A 22497-nucleotide genomic window follows, 5' to 3' on the forward strand; every position below is an offset into this window, starting at 1 on the left:
ATGACGCTCGACCAATTCTGGCCACACTGTCTGCATCATTTGCGCCACACTCTGCCCGCCAAACAGTATCAAAGCTGGATTGCGCCCTTGGGCGTGGGCGAAGGGGCGGGTGGCGAATGGGTGGTGTACGCACCCAGCCGCTTTGTATTGAATATGTTGCGCTCTCGCTATGCTGCCAAAATCGGCAAGCTGCTGGCGGAAAGGCTACCTGAAAACACACCCACACTGCTGTTCGAGCAAGGGGAAGGCAAACACTATGCTCCGGCAGGCAATCCACCGCCGGCGTATGCTGCCAAAGCTGTTGCGCCAACCGAGCAAGTTAGTAAATCAGCTGCCTCGCAACATGCCGATAAACGCAGCGCCCTAGAAATTGTGCAATTCCGCTTAGAGAGTTTGGGCATCAACCCGCAGGTCGAGCCGGCTAAGCAATCCGTACCGACCAAACTAGAAGCCAAGTCCGCCCGGGCCAAACCCATTGCCAAACGCGAAGAGCGGCAGCAGCAACACTATGCGCAAACCAATTTGTCGCCGGAATATACCTTCGACACCTTGGTGGAAGGTAAAGGCAACCGCTTAGCAGTGGCCGCTGCCCGTTCCATTGCCGAAAATCCTGGCAAAAACTACAACCCATTCTTTTTATACGGCAGTACCGGCCTGGGCAAAACCCATCTGGCGCAGGCCGTAGGCAACGAGCTTTTGCGCCTCAAACCTGAAGCCAAGGTCTACTATATGCATGCTGAAGATTTCGTGCGCGGCATGATTCAGGCTTTCCGTAACCATGCCCACGATGCCTTCCGCCAGCAATACAAGCCCTACGATTTCCTCATTATCGACGACATCCAGTTCATCAAAGGCAAAGACCGCAGCATGGAAGAGTTTTTCCACCTGTATAACCATTGCCACCACCACAAAAAACAGATTATCCTTACCTGCGATGTGTTGCCCACCAAAATCGACGACATGGACGACCGCCTGAAATCCCGTTTTTCATGGGGTTTGACGCTGGAGTTGGAGCCGCCGGAATTGGAAATGCGGGTGGAGATTTTGCAGAAAAAAGCCGATTCCGTGGGAGTGGAATTAAAAGAAGAAGCCGCTTTTTTCATCGCCACCCATATCCGTTCCAACGTGCGCGAACTGGAAGGTGCGTTTAAGCGGGTGGAAGCGCGCAGCCGCTTCGAACACAAACCGATTGATGTGGAGCTGGCCACCGAAGCCCTGCAAGATATTGTGGCCGGCAACTTCAAGCCGATTAACCTGCCGTTGATTATGGATGCGGTGGCCAAATATTACGGTATCCGCACCGCCGACCTTATCGGCAAAAAGCGCGCGCAAAGCATCGTCCGTCCGCGCCATCTGGCCATCAAACTTGCCCGCGAGCTGACCACCCACAGCTACGAAGACATCGGCAAAGCCTTCGGCGGCCGCGACCACAGCACGGTGCTCAACTCCGTGAAAAAGGCCGACGAATTGCGGCAGGAAGATGCCGAAATTGCCCAAGATTACGAAAAACTATTGATTATAATCAAAAATTAAACCTAAGGAATCTGTATGTTGATTTTAGAAGCCGAGCGCGACACCCTGCTCAAACCGCTGCAAGCCGTTACCGGCATTGTGGAGCGCAAGCACACCTTGCCGATTCTCTCCAACGTGCTGATTGAGCGCACCGGCAGGCAAACCAATATTTTGGCCACCGATTTGGAAATCCAAATCCACACCCATGGCCCGCACACCGATGCCGAAGACTTCCGCATCACCACCAATGCCAAAAAACTGCAAGACATCCTGCGCGCCCTGCCCGAAGGCGCGATTGTGGTGCTGGATTGGGCGCAAAACCGCCTTACCCTTAAGGCCGGCAAATCCCGCTTCGCCCTGCAAACCTTGCCGGCCGAAGATTTCCCGTTGATGAGCATCGGCGAAGAAGTGGTTTCCGCCTTTACCCTGCCGCAGGAAACCTTCCGCAATATGCTCTCGCAAGTGCAATACGCCATGGCCGTGCAAGACATTCGCTATTATCTCAACGGATTGTTGATGCAGGTGGAAGGCAGCAATCTGCGCTTGGTAGCCACCGACGGACACCGTTTGGCCTACTCCGCCGCCGTGATTGATGCCGACTTGCCCAAAGCCGAAGTGATCCTGCCGCGTAAAACCGTACTCGAGCTGTTCAAACTGCTCAACCGCCCGGAAGAACCCGTTACCGTGGAGCTCTTGAACAACCAAGTGCGCTTCCGCTGCAACGACACCGTAGTGGTGAGCAAAGTGGTGGACGGCAAGTTCCCCGATTTCAACCGTGTGATCCCGCAAGATAACGACAAAATCTTCCTGCTTGGCCGCCAGCCGTTCTTGGGTGCGCTGGAACGTGCTGCCATTTTGGCCAACGAAAAATTCCGCGGCGTGCGCCTACAGCTGCGCCCCGGCCTGCTGAGCGTGTTGTGCAGCAACAGCGAACAGGAAGAAGCGCGTGAAGAGCTGGAAATCGCCTATCAGGGCGCAGAGCTGGAGGTGGGCTTCAACATCAATTATCTGATGGACGTGTTACGCAACGTGCATGCCGAAGACATCCAACTGGCCTTCGGCGATGCCAACCGCTCCACCCTGTTTACCATCCCCGACAACGCTGATTTCAAATACATCGTGATGCCGATGCGCATTTAAGCTGTGTCGCTTGATACCGGCAGAGGCTACCTGAAAGCGAAACTTCAACGAAGTTCAAACCGCAAGATGGTGGTAAAAATTTTATTTAAATAAATGCGAAAAGAGCGCCCATGGGAATTTCATTTTTTACGACGCTTGAGCCTAGCTTAGTGGGCGCTTGGATACCCTCATTTGCGATGGTGCTGATACAATTCGTGTATATGTTTATCTATAAAGAGGTCGGCAGGCGTGCCACAGATACCTCGTGGTACGGCGCCGAAGATAGACGAAATGCGATCATAAGCACGCTACTACAAGTGGTGTTGCTTATTTTGTCGGTGTTCGTGCCGCTTAAAGCAGGCACCGTGTGGTTTTGGATCGGATCGGTGATTTATGTAGCGGCTTTTGCGGGCTTCATCAAGGCATTTTACGATTATGCGGCGGCATCTGTGGACAAAGCCGCACAAGGCGGCATCTACCGCCTGTCGCGCAATCCGATGTATCTCTTTTTCTTCCTCGGTATGGCGGGCGTTTGCATCGCTTCGGTATCGCTGTGGTTATTGATAGTGCTAGTGCCGTTTGTTTTGTATAACCACCTCTTAGTCCTAAGCGAGGAGCGCTACTGCGAGCAAATTTATGGGCAGGAGTATTTGGAGTATAAGCACAAGACGCCGAGATATTTTTTATTTAAATAAGGGGTGAATAAACCCCTAGGGTACACCGCAGTGCCACAACCCTAAATGTTTTATAAGATTTCAATACTAAAGAAAGAGTATCTTCGTAAAGAAAATTTGGCACTCGACGGCACTTTGTTTCTAACGCTTTGTCTAAAAGCCACCGCAAATGAACCGAAGACGATTAAAGATATGCGCGGAAACATTATCGAGCTGCCGGAGCAAGTAAGTAAAGTAGCCCCGCTTTGAACACAAACAATCAAACCATCCTCTCTAAAAGCTTGACTTTTGGTAAGCAGTCCGTGATTGCGTTATAAACTCCGCCCTTCGCGGTTTAGCTTTCATTGAAGTCCTGCTTTCAGGTAGCCTCGCCACCGCACACCCATTCTAAGGAACCACCATGTCTTCACGGCATTCCCGTATCTGCGCCCTCGCTCTCGCCACCCTCCTGCTGCCATTAGCTGCCCAAGCCGCGCCCGCACCGCGCAAACCTGGTTCGCAAACCCCGCTTACCCACCGCCAAATCATCGACCGCGCCAACAATCTGATGACGGCCTTCTCCTCCGAGATTGCCCTCCAGCAAGGCAAAGGCAGCGAAGCCCTCGCTGCCTATATGCGCCTGTTCCGTCGCACCAACGACCCCGCCGTGGCCGAACGCGCCGTAGAAATCGCCTTCTCCGCCGATGTCCGCTTGGCCGAGCAAGTGCTTGAGCGCTGGCAGGAAGCTGAGCCCAACCCCTCTACTGAGCAAAAACGTATGCACTGGATTGTAGCCGCTGCCAAAGGTGATATCGCCACTGTGCGCGCCGGCCTGCCCGAAATCCTCACCCAAACCGACCGCCACCGCATGCGCAACATCTTTCTGCGCATGTCCCAGCTTGCCCTCTATCATCCTGAAGCCGCTGATGCGCAAACCGCCCGCCTCGTGCACCAAGCCGCCGGCCGCTTCCCCGGCCTGGCTGAGGCCGCCATTACCGATGCCATTTATTCCGCCCACGCCAACCGCACGGCCAATGCCAACGCTGCCCTGCGCCGACTCTCCCACCTCGACAGCGACATCCGCCCCATTACTGGCATCACCCTGCGCCTGATTGCCCAGCGCCAGCCTGAAGTACTCGAATACTTCTTCCGCCACGCTGACAGCCGCCACCTCTCCCTCATGTGGCAAAACCTGCAAGTAGAATCCCTCATCGCCGCCAAACGCGAAGAAGAAGCCTACCGACTGCTGCAAAATATGCTGGCCAAAACTCCCGATGCCGACCTCTATATTCAAGCCGGCATCCTCTCTGTGCGTCGCAAAGAGCCCGTGGCTACTACCGTAAACTACTTTGAAAAAGCCTACCTGCACGGCACCCAGCAGCAGAAAAGCCGCGCCGCCTTGCTTGCCGCTATGCGCCTGATTGAAGACAAAAACATAGCCGAAAGCCGCAACTGGCTCAACCGCGCCAGCGCCCCCGAAGCCCAGTTCGACAAACACATCCTAGAAGCGCGCATTGCCGAGGCCGAGAAAAACTGGCCGGCAGCCGAAGATGCCCTGTTGTGTGCCGAATCCATTGTATCGGCTGGCCGCAGCAATGCCATCTTCAATGCCGACGACCTCCTTGTTGCCCACCTGCGCATCGCCCGCGAGCAGCCGCCTGCCGAAGCCCTCAACAGCATCCGTAGCCTCTATCGCCGCTACAGCGACAACTCCGCCCCGCCCGCCATGATCGCCATCATCCTCGAGCAGCGCGCCATCCTGTATGCCGACCGCCTACAACAACCCGAGAAAGCCGTAGCCGACCTCAAACAGGCACAAGAACTCGTGCCCAAAAATCCCGATATCCTCAACTCCCTCGGCTACACCATGCTCTCCCTGCCCAACCCCGACCTGGCCCAGGCGCGCCGCTATATTGAACAAGCCTTGCAGCGCTGCCCCAATTCGCCCGAAATCCAAGACAGCATGGGCTGGGTGCTGTTCAAGCAAGGCCAACCTCAAGCCGCCCTGCCATATTTGCAGCGCGCCCACGCCAAACTGCCCGAAGCCGAAGTGGCAGCCCATCTTGGCGAAGTGCTGTGGACACTCGGCCGCAAAAACGAAGCCATCGTTATCTGGCAGGCCGCCCAGCGCAAAGGTGGTGATAAACCCGTATTGCAGGAAACCCTGCAACGCCTCAATGTAATCCTCCCGTCTTCAAGCGGGAAAACTAGCAGCGAAGGCAACAACAGCAGCCAATAAACCAAAGGCTACCTGAAAACAGTTTTTCCGTTTTCAGGTAGCCTTTTGCTGTTTAGCCCTAGGCCAAATGTGTTACGGCAACTCCATCCTCTCCATCCTTAATTGTTCCGTTACCGTGCGCGGCATGGCGAAGCAGCAGGTTTTGTTGGGATCGACCACTTGGCAAATCTGCAAATCGCCGGCGATGCTTTGCAGGGCGATGGCTTGGTTGGTGTCGAGCCCGCCGTGGGCGGTGAGTAGGCCGGTGGCCATTAGGGTGGCGGTTTCGGTGGCCTGGTCCAAATCGGGGCTGGAGGCGATGGTGTACAGCAGTCGGTGGTAACGGCTAGTGGCAGGGGATAGAGGTGGCTTTTGATGACGCTCACTTCCACTTCCATCACACCTTTGATTTCCAAGCCAGAGATGCCCACCTTGCCGCCGCTCATGCCAGCATGTAAATAGCCCATGGCCAGCAGTGCGCCGGGCACATTTATCGGCAAGAGGAATGTGGTGCCTTTGGCGATGGTTTCGATCCCAATATTGCCGCCGTGTGCATCAGGCGTGCCACAGTTGATTGTGCGGTACCGATAACGCCGATCATCGGGTTGGGCGGCAGGCGCACTTTAGCCAAACAAGACAATGTGGCCGTCCTCCACGGCACGATGTTGATGCGTCCGCGTTCCAGCCGATTGCCGGCCATGCCTGTGCCGGTAGGGAGCCTCTCGGCTCGGCGCCTTTCACAAACAGGAGTCTGGTGGTGGGATTGATGCGGTTCCAGTTGAGATGGTCGAAGGTGTCGGCGGGGGGTTGGATTTGGTCGGTGAAGTAGTCGCAGGTTTCGAAACACACTCGGCCGTTGGATGCCGTTTGCTCACATCGGGGCGGCTTATTTCAGGAAGTTCACGAAGCCCGATAAAATCAGCGCGTTGATGATGTCCACGAAGAACGCACCCACCAGCGGCACAATCAGGAAGGCCTTGTGCGAAGGGCCGAAGTGTTCGGTGATGGACTGCATATTAGCCACGGCCGTGGGGGTGGCACCGAGGCCAAAGCCACAGTGGCCACCAGCCAGTACGGCGGCATCGTAGTCGCGGTTCATAAATACATAAGTAACAAAGGTGGCATACAGAATCATCACTATGGTTTGAATCAGTAGGATTATAGTAACTTTCCCTGCTAAACCAGTGAGTTGCCATAGTTGTAGGTTCAGCAGCGCCATGCCCAGAAAGAGTGAGAGTGAGGCGTTGCCGAACACATCGATGGCGCGGTCGAACATATTGAATTTAAATGCACTCACCAATACGTTGCGCAATACCACGCCGCCAAACAGTGCCCACACGAATTTAGGCAGATCAAATAGATATTGTTTGTCGATACCGTCCAGGATTTCGGCAAACGAGAGGCAGGCGGCAAACATGGCCAGGGTTTCGATAGCCGAGGTGGCGGTAATCAGGCGGGTTTGCTCGGCGCGTTCAAACATATTGTCGGTGTTGTTGTCCGGATCGTCGTCGGCACAGCGCAGGTGTTCAGCCTGTACGGTTTCGGAATCCAAGGGTTTATGCCCCATTTTGTTGATGAGGCGGCGAGCAACTGGGCCGCCGATTAAGCCGCCGGCTACTAGGCCGAAGGTGGCCGAAGCCAAGCCCAGCTCGGCTGCGGCAGGTACGCCGTATTTGACTAAATCGGGCGCCCAGCCAGCTGCCGTGCCGTGGCCGCCAGTGAGGGTGATGGAGCCGGTAATCAGGCCGGTCATCGGGTGTAGGCCGAAGGCACTGGCTAAGCCCACGCCGATAGCGTTTTGAATAAAGATAAATGCGCCCACGATGGCAGTAAACACCACCAATGGAATGCCGCCGGCTTTCAGACGGGAGAAATCCGCGCTCAGGCCGATGGAGGTGAAGAAAATCAGCATAAACGCATCTTGCAGTGGTTTTTGGAACTGGAAACCGATGCCTGTAAATTTATGCAGACTAAACAGGCAGATGGCTGCCACCAAGCCGCCCGCCACCGGTTCGGGAATGTTAAAATCCCGCAGAAATTTGATTTTGCTAACCATCAGTTTGCCTAATAGCAGCACCAAAGTGGCCGCAATCAGGGTGTAGTAGCTGTTCACTTCTATCATGGCTTATCCCCATTGAAAATAAAGAAACAATTAAATACAGGCCTGTTGTTCGCCAGCAGGCCTCGGACAAATATTAGGATAGCGGTTAAAAATTGTCAAAGACTATGGATTGTTTTTTGCAATAGAAGAAGGCTACCTGAAAAGTTTAGGTAGCCTTTCAGCATGGCATGGCCGGGCATGAAAGCTTGTTACCGATCCCGCCGTTTCAATCGATGTAATACACTTCGCAGCGTACGTTTGTTTGGTGCAGCAGCAGGCTAATGGGATATTCGCTCGTGGCCGTGGCGGCAGCCTGTTCCAGTAAGGCACGTTTGTCTGCGCCCTGAATCGACAAAAACAGCTGCGGTACGGCGGCGAGCGTGTTTAGGCTCATGCCGATACGTTCGTGTGCAGCGGTAACCGGGCTGGTGTGCACCAGTTTGGTGCGGCAGTCGGGCGACACGGCTGCGGCCAGCTGCGGGGCTTGCGGGAACAGCGAGGCGGTGTGGCCGTCCGTGCCCATACCGAGCACGGCGATGTCGGGCATGGGAAAGCCGGCCTCGGTTTCGGCCAGGGCGGCGGCGGGGTCGGACACATCGGTTTGTTCATTCACCAGCGGTAGGAAGTGGGCGGCTGCGGCAGCGTGTTGCAGCAGGTGGCGGCGCACCAGTGCGGCATTGCTGTCGGGGTGCTGTGGCGGCACGAGCCGTTCGTCCACCAGAGTGACGATAACGTTCAGCCAATCTAGTTTTACCTGTGCCAGGGCTTCAAAAAATGCTACGGGCGAGCGGCCGCCAGATACGGCCAGCACAGCGCGGCTTTGCACCTGCAGGTATCGACACAGTCTGCCGGCCACGGCTTCGGCTAGTGCAGTAGCTTGGGCGGCGGGAGTGGGAAAGGTGTGCCAGGTGAGGGTCATAGTAGTCTTTCGGGTAGTCTATAGGGAAAAGGAAAACCAGGCGGAACAAATTTTCAGGTAGCCTTTTTCAAGAAGCTACCTGAAAGACTAAAATAAAATGTTAGGGAAACACAGCCGTCTTCGTTATGAAGAGGGCGCACCCATCAGTATAAGTATAAAGACAACAACGCTGGCATATAAGAACAACCCTCCCACGCCGAGAATGCCGAACAATATCGGCTTGCCCCACGAGCGACGCGGGTAATTCGTGTCGAATTTATCTTTGACCAGCGTCACTTGCTTGCGCCCCACTGCACCATACCAAGCACCCAACAGCGCAATGCTGAGAACATTGTTGGCAATATCGAAAATGAGGATGACTGGAATGGCTACTAGGATAACGACCACCATGCCCCACAAGAAACCTTTATTCAGTTTTTCCAATTCTTTGTCGCCCATGGCGCGGGCATTGAGCATATGCAGTGCTGCACCGAATACGGGCGAAAATAGCAGCGACCAGCAGGCAGCGACGTTTGGGTTCCACAGCTCAGGGGCTTCTTGGCCGGTGCCCGAGCCGAGGCCTTCACTTTGCGGGGCGTGGTAGCGTTCGTCAGAATTCATGGTGGTTCTCCTTTTTAGTTAAGTATGTAGATTGATCAAATTATATTTTGGGATGAGGGTGTTTGCCTAATATAGAGGCTACCTGAAAAATTCAGATAGCTTTTGCTATGCCTGCTGTTTCAAGCTTCGGCCACGAGGCTGCGGTCGTAGGTTTTTTCGCAGTAGTGGCATTTGAGGCGGGTTTGGCCGCCCGGGCGGCGCACGTAGAAGCGGCTGGAAACAGGTTCGTTGTGGCTGGCACAGTTGAGGTTGGGGCAGCGGAAGACTTCGCTGATAGTTTCGGGCAGTCTGAGCGGCATTTTTTGTTCGACTTTGAAGTTAGCGATGAGGTTCACCGTGGCTTCGGGGGCGAACAGGGCGAGGCGGTTGGCGGCGGCTTCGTTGAGCCTGATACCGTTGATTTTGATGATGTCTTTGCGGCCATGCCGTTTGCTGGGCAGGTTGAAACCAACAGTTACGGCGCAGCCTTCGCGCAACAGTTTGAATTGGCGTAGGATGGTGAGGGCGAGGCCGGCGGGGATGTGGTCGATAACGGTGCCGTTTTCGATGGCTTCGACGCTGAGTCTTTTCTTGTCCATTTGGATTTCCGATGGGGATTGGATGGAATACAGGCTACCTGAAATTTCAGGTAGCCTGCAAGAGCTGGGTTAGTTTTTCTGATACAGCCGCACGTAGTCGATCAAGGTGGTTTGGATGCGGAAGTTATCGGTGGGGCGTGGTGGCTTGAGCTTGTCTTCCCATTCCGCGTAGTCATTCAGAATGAAATACCAAGGGCCTTTGGTTCTGAATATCTGATCCAGCATTTGGCGGTTAACGTTGAGTTTTGCAAAGTCTTCATCCGGCATGGTGGAAGGGTAGCCACCTGATTCGTCGGTGCGGCTGCGGTCGATCACATCCACTGTGGTGTTGTCGTCCACTGTGTAGTGGGACACGGGGATGAGCTTACCGTCTAGATAGTAGCGCACTTTCTGGCCGTCAAACTCGATTGCCCATACATGCCACTCGCCATCTAACGGTGTGGCTTGCCGGTTGATGTGCTGTTCCAAACGGTGTGCGAAAACGCGCGTACGCCAAGAGCTCCTTTTGTGGCTATAGAAACAGCTGGCATGTGTTGAGGACCAAGCATATGCCCGTGCAGAGGAATACCACTCGAGAATATCGAGCTCACCATAGGGGTCGTTGGCAGCAGGGTTGCTGCCGCAATTTTGCAAGGTTTCGCTATTGCGCATCCATAGCGCCGTGCGCATGCCTCTTGAGCCGTTCCAGTTGATTAGGGCGCGGATTTCGGCGCGGAAGGGTTTGCTGGCATCAACTATGGGTTTGGATTCCAATCTGCCGCTTGAGTATTTGGTTTTCTCACCGGCCTGGCAGGGTGTTTCCCTGGTGTTGCTGTCGGTTAGGGCTTCGCTGTCATTCCGCACGCAATGGCGGCGTGTGGTAATTCTGGCGAAATCATTATTTACGAATCCAATATTTCCGGGAAGATAAGAGAGGTGGCTGCCTAAATGGTTGAGTATGGTTTTTGCCTCCCAATCATTTGGCACATTATTATCTTTAAACTCATAACACTTGAGGCTGCGCCATTGTCCTGACGCATCAGTCGCACTTTCGCAACCGTTGGAAGGGGGCTGTGGCTGCGGTTGCGGAGGCTGCGGTTGCGGAGGCTGCGGTTGCGGAGGCTGCGGTTGCGGAGGCTGCGGTTGCGGAGGCTGCGGTTGCGGAGGCTGCGGTTGTGGCTGATTTTGAGGTTGCTCTTGATTCTGTCTCTGTTGCTTCATAGGGACGGACATTGTCAATGATTGCCCTGAACTGCCACTGCCGTTGGCAAATCGTATCGACTGTACTGATTGTCCATCTCTGCTTTTGCCGTCACCGCAGCCGGCCAGTACGCCCAGGCACATAACGGCTAACATGTTTTTTACGTGCATTATTCAAATTCCTTTGCTAGACAGAATTTAGTCATTCAAGCAAGTCGATGATGTTCGCCAGCACCGCAAATCAGGCCGGTTTGCAGCCTTTATATTACTTTTGTTAGGGGATCGGCTTTTAGGCAGTCTGTCTAGATACCGGGGTTAGATTATTTCGTTTAACACTAATGACAGCATGGCCATGCGTGCGAATACACCGTTTTTTGCTTGTTCAAAATAATAAGCATAAACCGTGCCATCCACGTTGGGATGGATTTCGTCGACGCGGGGCAGAGGGTGCAGTACGCGCAGGTTGGGTTTGGCCTGGGCGAGGGTGGCGGCTTCGAGGTTGAATTTGCCTTGGATTTTGGCGAATTCTTGCTCGTCGAAGCGTTCGCGCTGCACGCGGGTCATGTAGAGGATGTCGGCGTGGCGGGCGGCTTCTTCGAGGCTGGACAGGATTTGGTAGCGGCAGCCGGCTTCGTCGAGTTCTTCGGTGATGTAGTCGGGCATGGCGAGGCTGGGCGGGGAGACGAAGATGAATTCGGCTTGGTGCCGTTTCATGGCTTGGGCGAGGGAATGGACGGTGCGGCCGTATTTGAGGTCGCCGGCCATGGCGATAACGAGCTTGTCCAGCCGGCCTTGGGTTTCTTGGATGGTAACGAGGTCGAGCAGGGTTTGGCTGGGATGCTGGTTGGTGCCGTCGCCAGCGTTGATGACGGGCACGGCGGAGAATTCGGCAAGCACGCGGGCGGCGCCGTCTTTGGGGTGGCGGATGATGATGGCGTCGGTGTAGCTGGAGATGATGCGGGCGGTGTCGGCCAGGGTTTCGCCTTTTTTGGCGCTGGTGTTGGCGCCGTCGGAAAAGCCGATAACTTTACCTCCGAGCCGCTGCACGGCGGTTTCGAAGGAGAGGCGGGTGCGGGTGGAGGGCTCGAAGAAGCAGGAGCCGATGAGCCGGCCTTCAAGCAGGTTGCGGCGCGGTTCGCGCTTGAGGCGTAGGGCAGTATCCAGCAGGCATTCGAGCTGTTCGTTGCTCAGGTCGGGGATGGAGATGAGGTGCTGGCCGTAGAGTGGGTTGGGCATGGGTGGCTCCAGGCGGGTTGGCAAACGGGCGTATTATGCGCTGTTTGCCGGGAAGAGGCTACCTGAAAACAGTGGGGAGGTCTGGCTGCTATAGTGAATCAAAATTAAGAATGCGACAGCGTTGGCTTGCCTTGCCGCATCGAGTGTACTGTCTGCGGCTCGCCGCCTTGTCTCATTCTTAATTTAAATCCACTGTATATATTTCAGACAGCCGCATACTTTCAGCGAGCTCCTTTAAAATTGGCAATCAGGTTGCCTGAAAATTTGGAGGAGCAGTTTTCACTTCTTTAATACTTCGTGGCAGTGAGTGCTTTCAGGTAGCCTTATGCTGGCGCAACAGGCTACCTGAAAATATGCTCTCTCCGCAGCCAAACAAATTTGCCGTCAAACGCCACAATTCCGTTACAATATCGCCCGTTATCAATTTTTCAGTTGGAGAGGCGCAATGGCTGAATTCCACATTGCCAAAACCGTGGCCGAAGGCCGCGATTTATTCTTGCTCGGCCAGATGGCCAACCGCCACGGCCTGATTGCCGGCGCCACCGGCACGGGCAAAACCGTTACCCTGCGCAAAATGGCCGAAGGCTTCAGCGCGCAAGGCATTCCCGTGTTTATGAGCGATGTGAAGGGCGATCTCTCCGGCATCGCCAACCCGGGCGACGGGCAGGGCAAGGTGGGCGAGCGCATGGCCCAATTCGGGCTGGATGCGGAAGGCTACCTGAAAGGCTGCGCGGTGCGTTTTTGGGATGTATACGGCGAAACCGGCATTCCCGTGCGCGTAACCATTTCCGAAATGGGCCCTCTGCTGCTCTCCCGCCTGATGGGGTTGAATGACACGCAGGAAGGTCTGCTCAACCTGGTATTCAAAGCTGCCGACGACAAAGGCTGGCATCTGATCGATTTGAAAGACCTGCGCGGCATGCTGCAATACGTGGCTGAGCACGCCAAGGAATACCGCACCCAATACGGCAACGTTTCCGCCGCCAGCGTCGGCGCTATTCAGCGCCAGCTGTTGCAGCTGGAAAGCGAGGGCGGCGATATGTTTTTCGGCGAGCCGGAGCTTAATCTGCAAGACTGGCTGCAAACCGAAGGCGGACAGGGTGTAATCAATATTCTAAATGCCGAAAAACTAATGCGTTCGCCGCGCCTCTATAGCGCGTTCTTACTGTGGTTTTTGGCCGAACTGTTTGAAACCCTGCCCGAAGCCGGTGATTTAGACAAACCCAAATTCGTCATGTTCTTCGATGAGGCTCATTTGCTGTTCGACAACGCCGCCGACACCCTGCTCAAGCAAGTTGAGCAAGTGGTGCGCCTGATCCGTTCCAAAGGCGTGGGTGTCTATTTCGTTACCCAAAACCCGCTCGATTTGCCCGACACTGTGCTTGGCCAGCTCGGTAACCGCGTGCAGCACGCCCTGCGTGCCTTTACCCCGCGCGATCAAAAAGCCGTGCGTGCCGCTGCCGAAACCTTCCGCAGCAATCCGAATCTCGATGTGGCGCAGGAGATTACTGAATTGGGCGTGGGTGAGGCGCTGGTGTCTTTCCTTGATGAAAAAGGCATGCCCGGTATTGTGGAGCGCGCCTTCGTGCTAACGCCGCAATCCCAGCTTGCTCCGCTTTCTGCCGCTGAGCGCAACAGCCGCTTCCAAAACGACATCCTTTACCGGCACTATAAAGATGCGGTGGACAACTTCTCCGCCTACGAAGCCTTGCAGCAGCTGGAGCAGGAACAGGCCGCCGCCGCTCAGGCAGAAGCCGAAGCCAAAGCGCAAAATGCTGCAGCCGCGTCTGCCCAAAAAGCTGAAAGCAACAAAGGCGGCGTGCTGGACGGTTTCCTCGGCGGCCTATTCGGCAGCCGCAAACGCGCCAACCAAGGCTTGGGCTACGATTTGGCCGATTCGCTCGGCAGTCAGGTGAACAAGCAGATCACCCGCAGCATTACCCGCAGCATTATGGGAGTGATCCGCAGCGCGATAAAGTAAAGGCTACCTGAAAGTTGTAGCCGGGTTTGCTGCTAGAAACAGAGACTCGGCCAAGCCAAAAGCAGATGCTTTATATAGAGTATTAAAAGGCTACCTGAAAACCGACTAGGATGGTTTCAGGTAGCCTCGTTGTTTGTCGGTTGATGCGGAGAGCCTCTCTGCTTCTGTGCAGAAAACAACAGCTCCGACCGTAAACCACGAAAAGCTAAGGTATATTCCGCTGCTGCCATTGACCCACTGCTTGCAAAAGAACTATAATTCCGCTCTTGCCGGCATGGTGTCGGCAAATATTAACTCAACAGGACGAGAAAATATGCCAACTATTAATCAGTTAGTACGCAAGGGTCGCAAAAAGCCCGAGTACGTAAACAAGGTGCCCGCATTGGAAGCCTGCCCGCAAAAACGCGGCGTATGCACCCGTGTGTACACCACTACTCCGAAAAAACCGAACTCTGCTTTGCGTAAAGTGTGCAAAGTGCGCCTAACCAACGGATTTGAAGTGATTTCATATATCGGCGGTGAAGGCCACAACTTGCAAGAGCACAGCGTGGTGCTGATCCGCGGCGGTCGTGTGAAAGACTTGCCGGGTGTGCGCTACCACACTGTTCGTGGTTCTTTGGATACTGCCGGCGTGAAAGATCGCAAACAGGCACGCTCCAAATACGGTGCTAAACGCCCGAAATAATTTTTTAATACAGGCACGTCGGCCGTTATTGCTGATATAAGCCGGCCGAGTAAGTGAATGCTCCCCAATGGGCATTCGCGGGAATTATCCCAGCTGAATAGATTAAAGGAAATTGAAATGCCAAGACGTAGAGAAGTCCCCAAGCGCGACGTATTGCCGGATCCGAAGTTCGGCAGCGTTGAACTGACCAAGTTTATGAATGTCTTGATGGTTGACGGTAAAAAATCGGTTGCCGAGCGCATCGTGTACGGTGCTCTGGAGCAAATTGCCAAGAAAGTACAGGGCAAAGAAGCAATCGAAGTGTTTAACGAAGCCATCGACAATGCCAAACCCATCGTGGAAGTGAAAAGCCGCCGTGTTGGTGGTGCCAACTACCAGGTTCCTGTTGAGGTTCGTCCTTCCCGCCGTTTGGCCTTGGCAATGCGCTGGGTGCGCGACGCAGCCCGCAAACGTGGCGAAAAATCCATGGATTTGCGCCTGGCCGGTGAGCTGATTGATGCTGCCGAAGGCCGTGGCGGTGCCATGAAAAAACGTGAAGAAGTACACCGCATGGCTGAAGCCAACAAAGCCTTCTCTCACTTCCGCTTCTAATTTTGAAAGGCGATTGAAATGGCTCGTAAAACCCCGATTAATTTGTACCGTAATATCGGTATTTCTGCCCACATCGATGCGGGTAAAACTACCACTACCGAACGTATCCTGTTCTACACTGGCTTGACCCACAAGTTGGGCGAAGTGCATGACGGTGCGGCTACTACCGACTACATGGAACAAGAGCAAGAGCGTGGTATCACCATTACCTCTGCTGCGGTAACTTCCTATTGGTCTGGTATGGCGAAGCAGTTCCCTGAGCATCGCTTCAACATCATTGATACTCCCGGACACGTTGACTTCACCGTAGAGGTGGAGCGTTCTATGCGTGTATTGGATGGCGCAGTAATGGTTTACTGTGCGGTAGGTGGTGTGCAGCCTCAGTCTGAAACTGTGTGGCGCCAAGCCAACAAATACCAAGTTCCGCGCTTGGCATTTGTAAACAAAATGGACCGTCAAGGTGCCAACTTCTTCCGCGTAGTTGAGCAGATGAAAACCCGTCTGCGCGCCAATCCTGTGCCGATCGTGATTCCGGTTGGTGCCGAGGATAAATTCGAAGGCGTGGTGGACTTGCTGAAGATGAAAGCTATTATTTGGAATGAAGCCGACAAAGGCGTAACTTTCGAATATGGCGATATCCCGGCTGATTTGGTTCCGACTGCCGAAGAGTGGCGTCAGAATATGATCGAAGCCGCTGCCGAAGCCAGCGAAGAGCTGATGGACAAATACTTGGGCGGTGAAGAGCTGTCTGAAGAAGAAATCGTTGGCGCGCTGCGTCAGCGTACGTTGGCCGGTGAAATCCAGCCGATGTTGTGCGGTTCTGCATTTAAAAATAAAGGTGTTCAGCGTATGCTGGATGCTGTGGTTGAACTGTTGCCTGCTCCGACCGATATTCCTCCGGTTCAAGGTGTTAACCCTGATACCGAAGAAGCCGACAGCCGCCAAGCCAGCGATGACGAGAAATTCTCCGCTTTGGCTTTCAAGATGCTGAATGATAAATACGTTGGTCAGCTGACCTTTATCCGTGTTTACTCTGGTGTGGTGAAATCTGGTGACACTGTACTGAACTCTGTTAAAGGCACTCGTGAGCGTATCGGCCGTTTGGTGCAGATGACTGCCGCTGATCGTACTGAGATTGAAGAAGTACGTGCTGGCGACATCGCTGCTGCTATTGGTTTGAAAGACGTAACCACTGGTGAAACTCTGTGTGCAGAAAATGCTCCGATTATCTTGGAACGCATGGAATTCCCCGAGCCGGTAATCCACATTGCCGTTGAGCCGAAAACTAAGGCCGACCAAGAGAAAATGGGTATCGCTCTGAACCGTTTGGCCAAAGAAGACCCGTCTTTCCGTGTGCGCACTGATGAAGAGTCTGGCCAAACCATTATCTCTGGTATGGGCGAGCTGCACTTGGAAATTATCGTGGACCGCATGAAGCGTGAGTTTGGTGTGGAGGCTAATGTGGGTGCACCCCAGGTAGCCTACCGCGAAACCATCCGTAAAGAAGTGGAATCCGAAGCTAAACACGTTAAACAGTCTGGCGGTAAAGGTCAGTATGGTCACGTTGTGATCAAAATGGAACCGATGGAGCCGGGCGGCGCAGGCTACGAATTTGTCGATGAAATCAAAGGTGGTGTGATTCCTCGCGAATTCATTCCGTCTGTCGATAAAGGTATCCGTGATACGCTGCAAAACGGTATCGTGGCCGGTTATCCGGTGGTAGATGTCCGCGTTCGTCTGACTTTTGGTTCTTACCACGATGTGGACTCTTCGCAAATCGCGTTTGAATTGGCCGCTTCTATGGCATTCAAAGACGGTATGCGTAAGGCCGCTCCGGTTCTGCTGGAGCCGATTATGGCTGTAGAAGTGGAAACCCCGGAAGAATACATGGGTGATGTGATGGGCGACTTGAACCGTCGCCGTGGCGTCGTACTGGGTATGGACGACGATGGTATTGGCGGTAAGAAAGTTCGTGCCGAAGTACCGTTGGCTGAAATGTTCGGTTACTCAACCGACCTGCGTTCAGCTACCCAGGGTCGTGCCACCTACACCATGGAGTTCAAGAAATATGCAGAAGCTCCGGCTCATGTAGCAGAGAAAGTTGTAGCAGACCGCAAAGGTTAACTTTGCAATCTAGGCTGTCCGTTGAGATGGGCAGCCATTTCAGGCTACCTGAAAACCATTTCAGGTGATGAAGCCGATTTTCAGGTAGCTTTTGTTCTTTATAATCGATCTTTATATGAAAAGGAATTAGCTCATGGCTAAGGAAAAATTCGAACGTAGCAAACCGCACGTAAACGTTGGTACCATTGGTCACGTTGACCATGGTAAGACCACACTGACAGCAGCATTGACCACCATTTTGGCCGAAAAATTCGGTGGTCAGGCCAAGGCTTATGACCAGATTGACAACGCCCCGGAAGAAAAAGCTCGCGGTATTACTATTAACACTGCTCACGTAGAATATGAAACCGAGACCCGTCACTATGCTCACGTAGATTGTCCTGGTCACGCCGACTATGTAAAAAACATGATTACCGGTGCTGCCCAGATGGACGGCGCTATCCTGGTGGTGTCCGCTGCCGATGGTCCCATGCCGCAGACCCGCGAACACATCTTGCTTGCCCGTCAGGTAGGCGTACCCTACATTCTCGTATTTATGAACAAATGCGATATGGTAGATGATGCCGAACTGCTCGAACTGGTTGAGATGGAAGTCCGCGATCTGCTCTCCAGCTATGATTTCCCTGGCGACGACTGCCCGATCGTACAAGGTTCCGCCCTCAAAGCCCTCGAGGGAGATGTTGGCTACAAAGAAAAAATCTTCGAACTGGCCGCCGCTCTGGATAGTTACATCCCCACTCCCCAGCGCGCCGTAGACAAACCTTTTCTGTTGCCGATTGAAGACGTATTCTCTATCTCTGGTCGCGGTACCGTGGTAACCGGTCGTGTAGAGCGCGGTATTATCAAGGTGGGTGAAGAGATCGAAATCGTTGGTCTGAAGCCCACCCAGCAAACTACCTGTACTGGTGTGGAAATGTTCCGCAAGTTGTTGGACGAAGGCCGGGCAGGCGATAACGTAGGAGTACTGCTACGTGGTACCAAACGCGAAGAAGTGGAGCGCGGGCAAGTGTTGGCCAAACCCGGCACTATTACCCCGCATACCAAATTCAAAGCCGAAGTATATGTGCTGAGCAAAGAAGAAGGAGGTCGTCACACCCCGTTCTTTGCCAACTACCGCCCCCAATTCTACTTCCGTACCACTGACGTAACCGGTGCCGTAGAGCTGGAGCCTGGTGTGGAAATGGTCATGCCCGGTGAGAACGTAACAATCATCGTAGAGTTGATTGCTCCGATTGCTATGGAAGAAGGCCTGCGCTTTGCAATTCGCGAAGGTGGTCGTACGGTAGGTGCCGGTGTGGTGGCTTCCGTGATTGCTTAAAGAAGGATATCGAGTAAATGGCAAATCAAAAAATCCGTATCCGTCTGAAAGCTTATGATTACAGCCTAATTGACCGTTCTGCTCAGGAAATCGTTGAAACCGCCAAGCGCACTGGTGCTGTAGTAAAAGGTCCGATTCCACTACCGACCAAAATCGAGCGTTTCAATATCCTACGTTCTCCGCACGTGAACAAAACCTCACGCGAGCAGTTGGAGATCCGTACTCATCTGCGTTTGATGGATATTGTAGATTGGACTGATAAAACTACCGATGCATTGATGAAGCTGGATTTGCCGGCCGGGGTGGATGTGGAAATCAAGGTTCAGTAATCTACTTGCAGATAATATCGAAGCCGAACGGAGTCTCTGTTCGGCTTTTTGTGGTTAAGAGGTTTACTTGACAAGGTAAAGTAAATTGACACTATATGAAAAAGTAAATGTTTAGCTGTATTATTAAAAATAACCAGCTATGGATTCTACGTATTCTTTGTGGAATAGATATGCAAAAACACAACATGCACAACAAACACAAAAATCAAATCCGCATCATTGGCGGTGAGCAGCGTGGGCGGAAAATCCGATTTGCAAATGCAGAAGGTCTACGTCCAACCGCCGATAGCGTGCGTGAGCGTTTATTCAACTGGTTGAGACACGAGTTAACAGGCCGAACGGTGCTGGACTTGTTTGCTGGTAGCGGGGCGCTGGGCTTTGAGGCTATTTCGAGAGGGGTGAAACGGGTTGTGCTGGTAGAAAATAATCGGCGGACTGCAGCAAGTTTACAACAGCAAATACAAGAATTGAGACTATCCGAAAAGATGGAAGTTCGAGCACTTGATGCTTTTGAATATTTGTCAAAAACACATGAGCAGTTTGATGTGGTGTTTTTAGATCCGCCATTTACTTGGCGAGAATGGGCTAAACTGTTTATGCGCTTGCAGCGGCATTTGCATAGTGGTGCATATATATATGTTGAAGCAGGAGATTTGCCTGTTTGGCCTGATTATTTGTTGGAATTGAACGTAGGACGATCGGGTTTGAGTAAGTATGCACTGCTCAAGAAGGAGTGGGAATAAGTGGCTTTAATAATTGTTATCAAAGAAGAAAACTTTATGTCTTGCTAAGGGTGTAGGCTGCCTGAAGGAGGGCTTATGCTATAATCTCACTCTTTAATTTTGGATAATTTTAGAAGAATAAATATTAAGAGGAAAGCATGTCTCTTGTTATTACCGATGAGTGTATCAATTGTGATGTGTGTGAACCGGAGTGCCCGAATGATGCCATTTCACAGGGTGAGGAAATTTACGAGATTGATTCGAATCTGTGCACACAGTGTATTGGACATTACGATGAGCCACAATGCCAGCAGGTGTGTCCGGTGGACTGTATTTTGATTGATGAAGAGCATCCAGAAACTGAAGAACAGCTGCGTGCTAAGTATGAAAAGATTATTTTGTTGAAAGGGGGATAAGCTAGAATTCCAATTAAAAATACTGATTTGCAGTTAATTTTAGAAAGACGGGCAAATTTTGCTTGACGAGCGGTTGGGAAAACCGCTATATTTATTTTCTCTTTTGGTGGGATTCCCGAGCGGTCAAAGGGGGCAGACTGTAAATCTGTTGCGAGAGCTTCGAAGGTTCGAATCCTTCTCCCACCACCAATACTATTGCTATTGCTTGGGGCATTAAGGGCGGGTGTAGCTCAATGGTAGAGCAGAAGCCTTCCAAGCTTACAGTGAGGGTTCGATTCCCTTCGCCCGCTCCAATAAATTTTTAAAGCCCATGTAGCTCAGGGGTAGAGCACTCCCTTGGTAAGGGAGAGGTCGGCAGTTCAAATCTGCCCATGGGCACCACCTCATTTTTTACTTGTTTAACTACATAGGAAATTGCCATGGCTAAGGAAAAATTCGAACGTAGCAAACCGCACGTAAACGTTGGTACCATTGGTCACGTTGACCATGGTAAGACCACACTGACAGCAGCATTGACCACCATTTTGGCCGAAAAATTCGGTGGTCAGGCCAAGGCTTATGACCAGATTGACAACGCCCCGGAAGAAAAAGCTCGCGGTATTACTATTAACACTGCTCACGTAGAATATGAAACCGAGACCCGTCACTATGCTCACGTAGATTGTCCTGGTCACGCCGACTATGTAAAAAACATGATTACCGGTGCTGCCCAGATGGACGGCGCTATCCTGGTGGTGTCCGCTGCCGATGGTCCCATGCCGCAGACCCGCGAACACATCTTGCTTGCCCGTCAGGTAGGCGTACCCTACATTCTCGTATTTATGAACAAATGCGATATGGTAGATGATGCCGAACTGCTCGAACTGGTTGAGATGGAAGTCCGCGATCTGCTCTCCAGCTATGATTTCCCTGGCGACGACTGCCCGATCGTACAAGGTTCCGCCCTCAAAGCCCTCGAGGGAGATGTTGGCTACAAAGAAAAAATCTTCGAACTGGCCGCCGCTCTGGATAGTTACATCCCCACTCCCCAGCGCGCCGTAGACAAACCTTTTCTGTTGCCGATTGAAGACGTATTCTCTATCTCTGGTCGCGGTACCGTGGTAACCGGTCGTGTAGAGCGCGGTATTATCAAGGTGGGTGAAGAGATCGAAATCGTTGGTCTGAAGCCCACCCAGCAAACTACCTGTACTGGTGTGGAAATGTTCCGCAAGTTGTTGGACGAAGGCCGGGCAGGCGATAACGTAGGAGTACTGCTACGTGGTACCAAACGCGAAGAAGTGGAGCGCGGGCAAGTGTTGGCCAAACCCGGCACTATTACCCCGCATACCAAATTCAAAGCCGAAGTATATGTGCTGAGCAAAGAAGAAGGAGGTCGTCACACCCCGTTCTTTGCCAACTACCGCCCCCAATTCTACTTCCGTACCACTGACGTAACCGGTGCCGTAGAGCTGGAGCCTGGTGTGGAAATGGTCATGCCCGGTGAGAACGTAACAATCATCGTAGAGTTGATTGCTCCGATTGCTATGGAAGAAGGCCTGCGCTTTGCAATTCGCGAAGGTGGTCGTACGGTAGGTGCCGGTGTGGTGGCTTCCGTGATTGCTTAAAGGGTAGAGGCCAGTAGCTCAATTGGTAGAGTATCGGTCTCCAAAACCGAGGGTTGGGGGTTCGAGACCCTCCTGGCCTGCCAAAAGAAAGACTAACCGGCCAACCGGTTAGTCTTTTGTTTTATATTAAATAGAAAAATATGAAATTTAGGGTGGTTGCAAATGAGTGATCGTAAGCAGAAGGTAAAAGAGATGGCGGTAGCCTCGCTGAAACAGTCTCGCCAGGAGTTGCGTGATCGAAGGCGGGATGTTCAGCGAAAGACTGGAAGAGAAAATGTCGCTAAATTATGTTTGGCAGCTGTCTTAGTTGCCGGGGGGGTGATTGGCTTTTCATTTTTGTCCCAACAGCCGCTGTATGTGCGAGGCACTATTTTAGGAGTTCCGTTGTTGCTGTCTGGATTAATTGTTCTCTTTTGGTGTGATGCCAGTCCTAGTTTAATTCGATATATCAAAGATTCTGTTGTAGAAATTAAGAAAGTTGTTTGGCCGCCTAAAAATGAGGCTTGGCGGAATACATTTTTTGTTTTAGTGTTCACGGCTGTGCTGACTTTATTCTTGTGGCTGGTAGATTCTTTTTTAGTGTGGTTATTTACGCAAAGTACGTAATTTGCA

Annotated in this window: 23 protein-coding genes and 4 tRNA genes; 18 read left to right on the forward strand and 9 right to left on the reverse strand. The window is 52.8% G+C overall.

The window, feature by feature from the left end; translation table 11 throughout:
• The 4 genes from dnaA to EZJ17_RS00020 all read left to right on the forward strand — a co-directional run bounded on the left by dnaA (nt 1) and on the right by EZJ17_RS00020 (nt 5523).
• The gene (dnaA, locus tag EZJ17_RS00005) at nt 1-1533 is read left to right on the forward strand and encodes a chromosomal replication initiator protein DnaA (RefSeq protein ID WP_067442303.1); all 1533 of its coding nucleotides are present in this window, start codon (nt 1-3) and stop codon (nt 1531-1533) included.
• A 15-nt stretch (nt 1534-1548) separates the two neighbouring features.
• Nucleotides 1549-2652 (forward strand): DNA polymerase III subunit beta, encoded by a 1104-nt coding sequence (gene dnaN / locus EZJ17_RS00010; RefSeq protein WP_067442304.1) that lies wholly within the window; start codon nt 1549-1551, stop codon nt 2650-2652.
• A gap of 110 nt (nt 2653-2762) precedes the next feature.
• Complete coding sequence (locus EZJ17_RS00015; RefSeq protein WP_067442306.1) at nt 2763-3326, forward strand: methyltransferase family protein; 564 nt, start codon at nt 2763-2765, stop codon at nt 3324-3326.
• A gap of 379 nt (nt 3327-3705) precedes the next feature.
• Nucleotides 3706-5523: a tetratricopeptide repeat protein gene (locus EZJ17_RS00020; protein ID WP_151085873.1), complete on the forward strand. Its 1818-nt coding sequence runs from the start codon at nt 3706-3708 to the stop codon at nt 5521-5523.
• Nucleotides 5524-5595: 72 nt separating this feature from the next.
• Here EZJ17_RS00020 and EZJ17_RS00025 read toward each other — a convergent pair whose 3' ends face one another.
• The 9 genes from EZJ17_RS00025 to pyrB all read right to left on the reverse strand — a co-directional run bounded on the left by EZJ17_RS00025 (nt 5596) and on the right by pyrB (nt 12115).
• On the reverse strand, nt 5596-5775 hold the full coding sequence (locus tag EZJ17_RS00025) for a hypothetical protein (RefSeq protein ID WP_067442312.1): 180 nt from the start codon (nt 5773-5775) through the stop codon (nt 5596-5598).
• Nucleotides 5775-6077 carry an acetamidase/formamidase family protein gene (locus EZJ17_RS00030; protein WP_082886585.1) on the reverse strand — a complete coding sequence of 101 codons (303 nt, stop codon included), beginning with the start codon at nt 6075-6077 and terminating at the stop codon, nt 5775-5777. Before EZJ17_RS00030 ends, EZJ17_RS00025 begins: the two co-directional genes overlap by 1 nt.
• Complete coding sequence (locus tag EZJ17_RS00035; RefSeq protein WP_151085878.1) at nt 5993-6202, reverse strand: hypothetical protein; 210 nt, start codon at nt 6200-6202, stop codon at nt 5993-5995. The genes EZJ17_RS00030 and EZJ17_RS00035 overlap by 85 nt, the downstream gene beginning before the upstream one ends.
• Nucleotides 6203-6388: 186 nt before the next feature.
• A complete protein-coding gene (gltS, locus tag EZJ17_RS00040; protein ID WP_067442315.1) occupies nt 6389-7624 on the reverse strand; it encodes a sodium/glutamate symporter in 1236 nt (411 codons plus the stop codon).
• 205 nt (nt 7625-7829) lie between these two features.
• Nucleotides 7830-8522: a 6-phosphogluconolactonase gene (gene pgl, locus EZJ17_RS00045; protein WP_067442317.1), complete on the reverse strand. Its 693-nt coding sequence runs from the start codon at nt 8520-8522 to the stop codon at nt 7830-7832.
• A 123-nt stretch (nt 8523-8645) separates the two neighbouring features.
• Nucleotides 8646-9122, reverse strand: a complete 477-nt coding sequence (locus EZJ17_RS00050; RefSeq protein ID WP_067444304.1) for a hypothetical protein — start codon at nt 9120-9122, stop codon at nt 8646-8648.
• 119 nt (nt 9123-9241) lie between these two features.
• Nucleotides 9242-9700: an aspartate carbamoyltransferase regulatory subunit gene (pyrI, locus tag EZJ17_RS00055; protein WP_151085880.1), complete on the reverse strand. Its 459-nt coding sequence runs from the start codon at nt 9698-9700 to the stop codon at nt 9242-9244.
• A gap of 69 nt (nt 9701-9769) precedes the next feature.
• Complete coding sequence (locus tag EZJ17_RS00060) at nt 9770-10666, reverse strand: glycoside hydrolase family 16 protein (RefSeq protein WP_082886587.1); 897 nt, start codon at nt 10664-10666, stop codon at nt 9770-9772.
• A gap of 528 nt (nt 10667-11194) precedes the next feature.
• Nucleotides 11195-12115, reverse strand: coding sequence for an aspartate carbamoyltransferase (pyrB, locus tag EZJ17_RS00065; RefSeq protein ID WP_151085885.1), 921 nt, complete (start codon nt 12113-12115; stop codon nt 11195-11197).
• Between the two features lie 445 nt (nt 12116-12560).
• On the opposite strand from pyrB, the gene EZJ17_RS00070 reads away from it, so the two are divergent.
• The 14 genes from EZJ17_RS00070 to secE all read left to right on the forward strand — a co-directional run bounded on the left by EZJ17_RS00070 (nt 12561) and on the right by secE (nt 22491).
• Nucleotides 12561-14096, forward strand: coding sequence for a helicase HerA-like domain-containing protein (locus tag EZJ17_RS00070; protein ID WP_067444296.1), 1536 nt, complete (start codon nt 12561-12563; stop codon nt 14094-14096).
• A gap of 313 nt (nt 14097-14409) precedes the next feature.
• Entirely contained in the window at nt 14410-14781 is a 372-nt protein-coding gene (gene rpsL, locus EZJ17_RS00075) for a 30S ribosomal protein S12 (RefSeq protein ID WP_003824684.1), read from the forward strand.
• Nucleotides 14782-14898: 117 nt separating this feature from the next.
• Entirely contained in the window at nt 14899-15372 is a 474-nt protein-coding gene (gene rpsG / locus EZJ17_RS00080; protein ID WP_023887596.1) for a 30S ribosomal protein S7, read from the forward strand.
• An 18-nt stretch (nt 15373-15390) separates the two neighbouring features.
• Nucleotides 15391-17496 carry an elongation factor G gene (gene fusA, locus EZJ17_RS00085; RefSeq protein WP_067442333.1) on the forward strand — a complete coding sequence of 702 codons (2106 nt, stop codon included), beginning with the start codon at nt 15391-15393 and terminating at the stop codon, nt 17494-17496.
• A gap of 133 nt (nt 17497-17629) precedes the next feature.
• Nucleotides 17630-18814 carry an elongation factor Tu gene (gene tuf / locus EZJ17_RS00090; protein WP_067442335.1) on the forward strand — a complete coding sequence of 395 codons (1185 nt, stop codon included), beginning with the start codon at nt 17630-17632 and terminating at the stop codon, nt 18812-18814.
• A gap of 17 nt (nt 18815-18831) precedes the next feature.
• Nucleotides 18832-19143: a 30S ribosomal protein S10 gene (gene rpsJ, locus EZJ17_RS00095; protein ID WP_002642322.1), complete on the forward strand. Its 312-nt coding sequence runs from the start codon at nt 18832-18834 to the stop codon at nt 19141-19143.
• Between the two features lie 170 nt (nt 19144-19313).
• On the forward strand, nt 19314-19886 hold the full coding sequence (gene rsmD / locus EZJ17_RS00100) for a 16S rRNA (guanine(966)-N(2))-methyltransferase RsmD (protein WP_067442421.1): 573 nt from the start codon (nt 19314-19316) through the stop codon (nt 19884-19886).
• Nucleotides 19887-20023: 137 nt separating this feature from the next.
• On the forward strand, nt 20024-20281 hold the full coding sequence (locus EZJ17_RS00105; protein WP_067442337.1) for a YfhL family 4Fe-4S dicluster ferredoxin: 258 nt from the start codon (nt 20024-20026) through the stop codon (nt 20279-20281).
• A 105-nt stretch (nt 20282-20386) separates the two neighbouring features.
• Nucleotides 20387-20470, forward strand: a tRNA-Tyr gene (locus EZJ17_RS00110).
• Nucleotides 20471-20500: 30 nt separating this feature from the next.
• Nucleotides 20501-20574 (forward strand) — tRNA-Gly (locus EZJ17_RS00115).
• A 13-nt stretch (nt 20575-20587) separates the two neighbouring features.
• A tRNA-Thr gene (locus EZJ17_RS00120) sits at nt 20588-20662 on the forward strand.
• A gap of 38 nt (nt 20663-20700) precedes the next feature.
• The gene (gene tuf / locus EZJ17_RS00125; protein WP_067442335.1) at nt 20701-21885 is read left to right on the forward strand and encodes an elongation factor Tu; all 1185 of its coding nucleotides are present in this window, start codon (nt 20701-20703) and stop codon (nt 21883-21885) included.
• Nucleotides 21886-21892: 7 nt separating this feature from the next.
• Nucleotides 21893-21968: transfer RNA gene (locus tag EZJ17_RS00130), tRNA-Trp, on the forward strand.
• Between the two features lie 79 nt (nt 21969-22047).
• A complete protein-coding gene (gene secE / locus EZJ17_RS00135) occupies nt 22048-22491 on the forward strand; it encodes a preprotein translocase subunit SecE (RefSeq protein ID WP_151085887.1) in 444 nt (147 codons plus the stop codon).
• Nucleotides 22492-22497 lie beyond the last annotated feature (6 nt).

The organism is Eikenella exigua (genome assembly GCF_008805035.1).
GTDB lineage: Bacteria > Pseudomonadota > Gammaproteobacteria > Burkholderiales > Neisseriaceae > Eikenella > Eikenella exigua.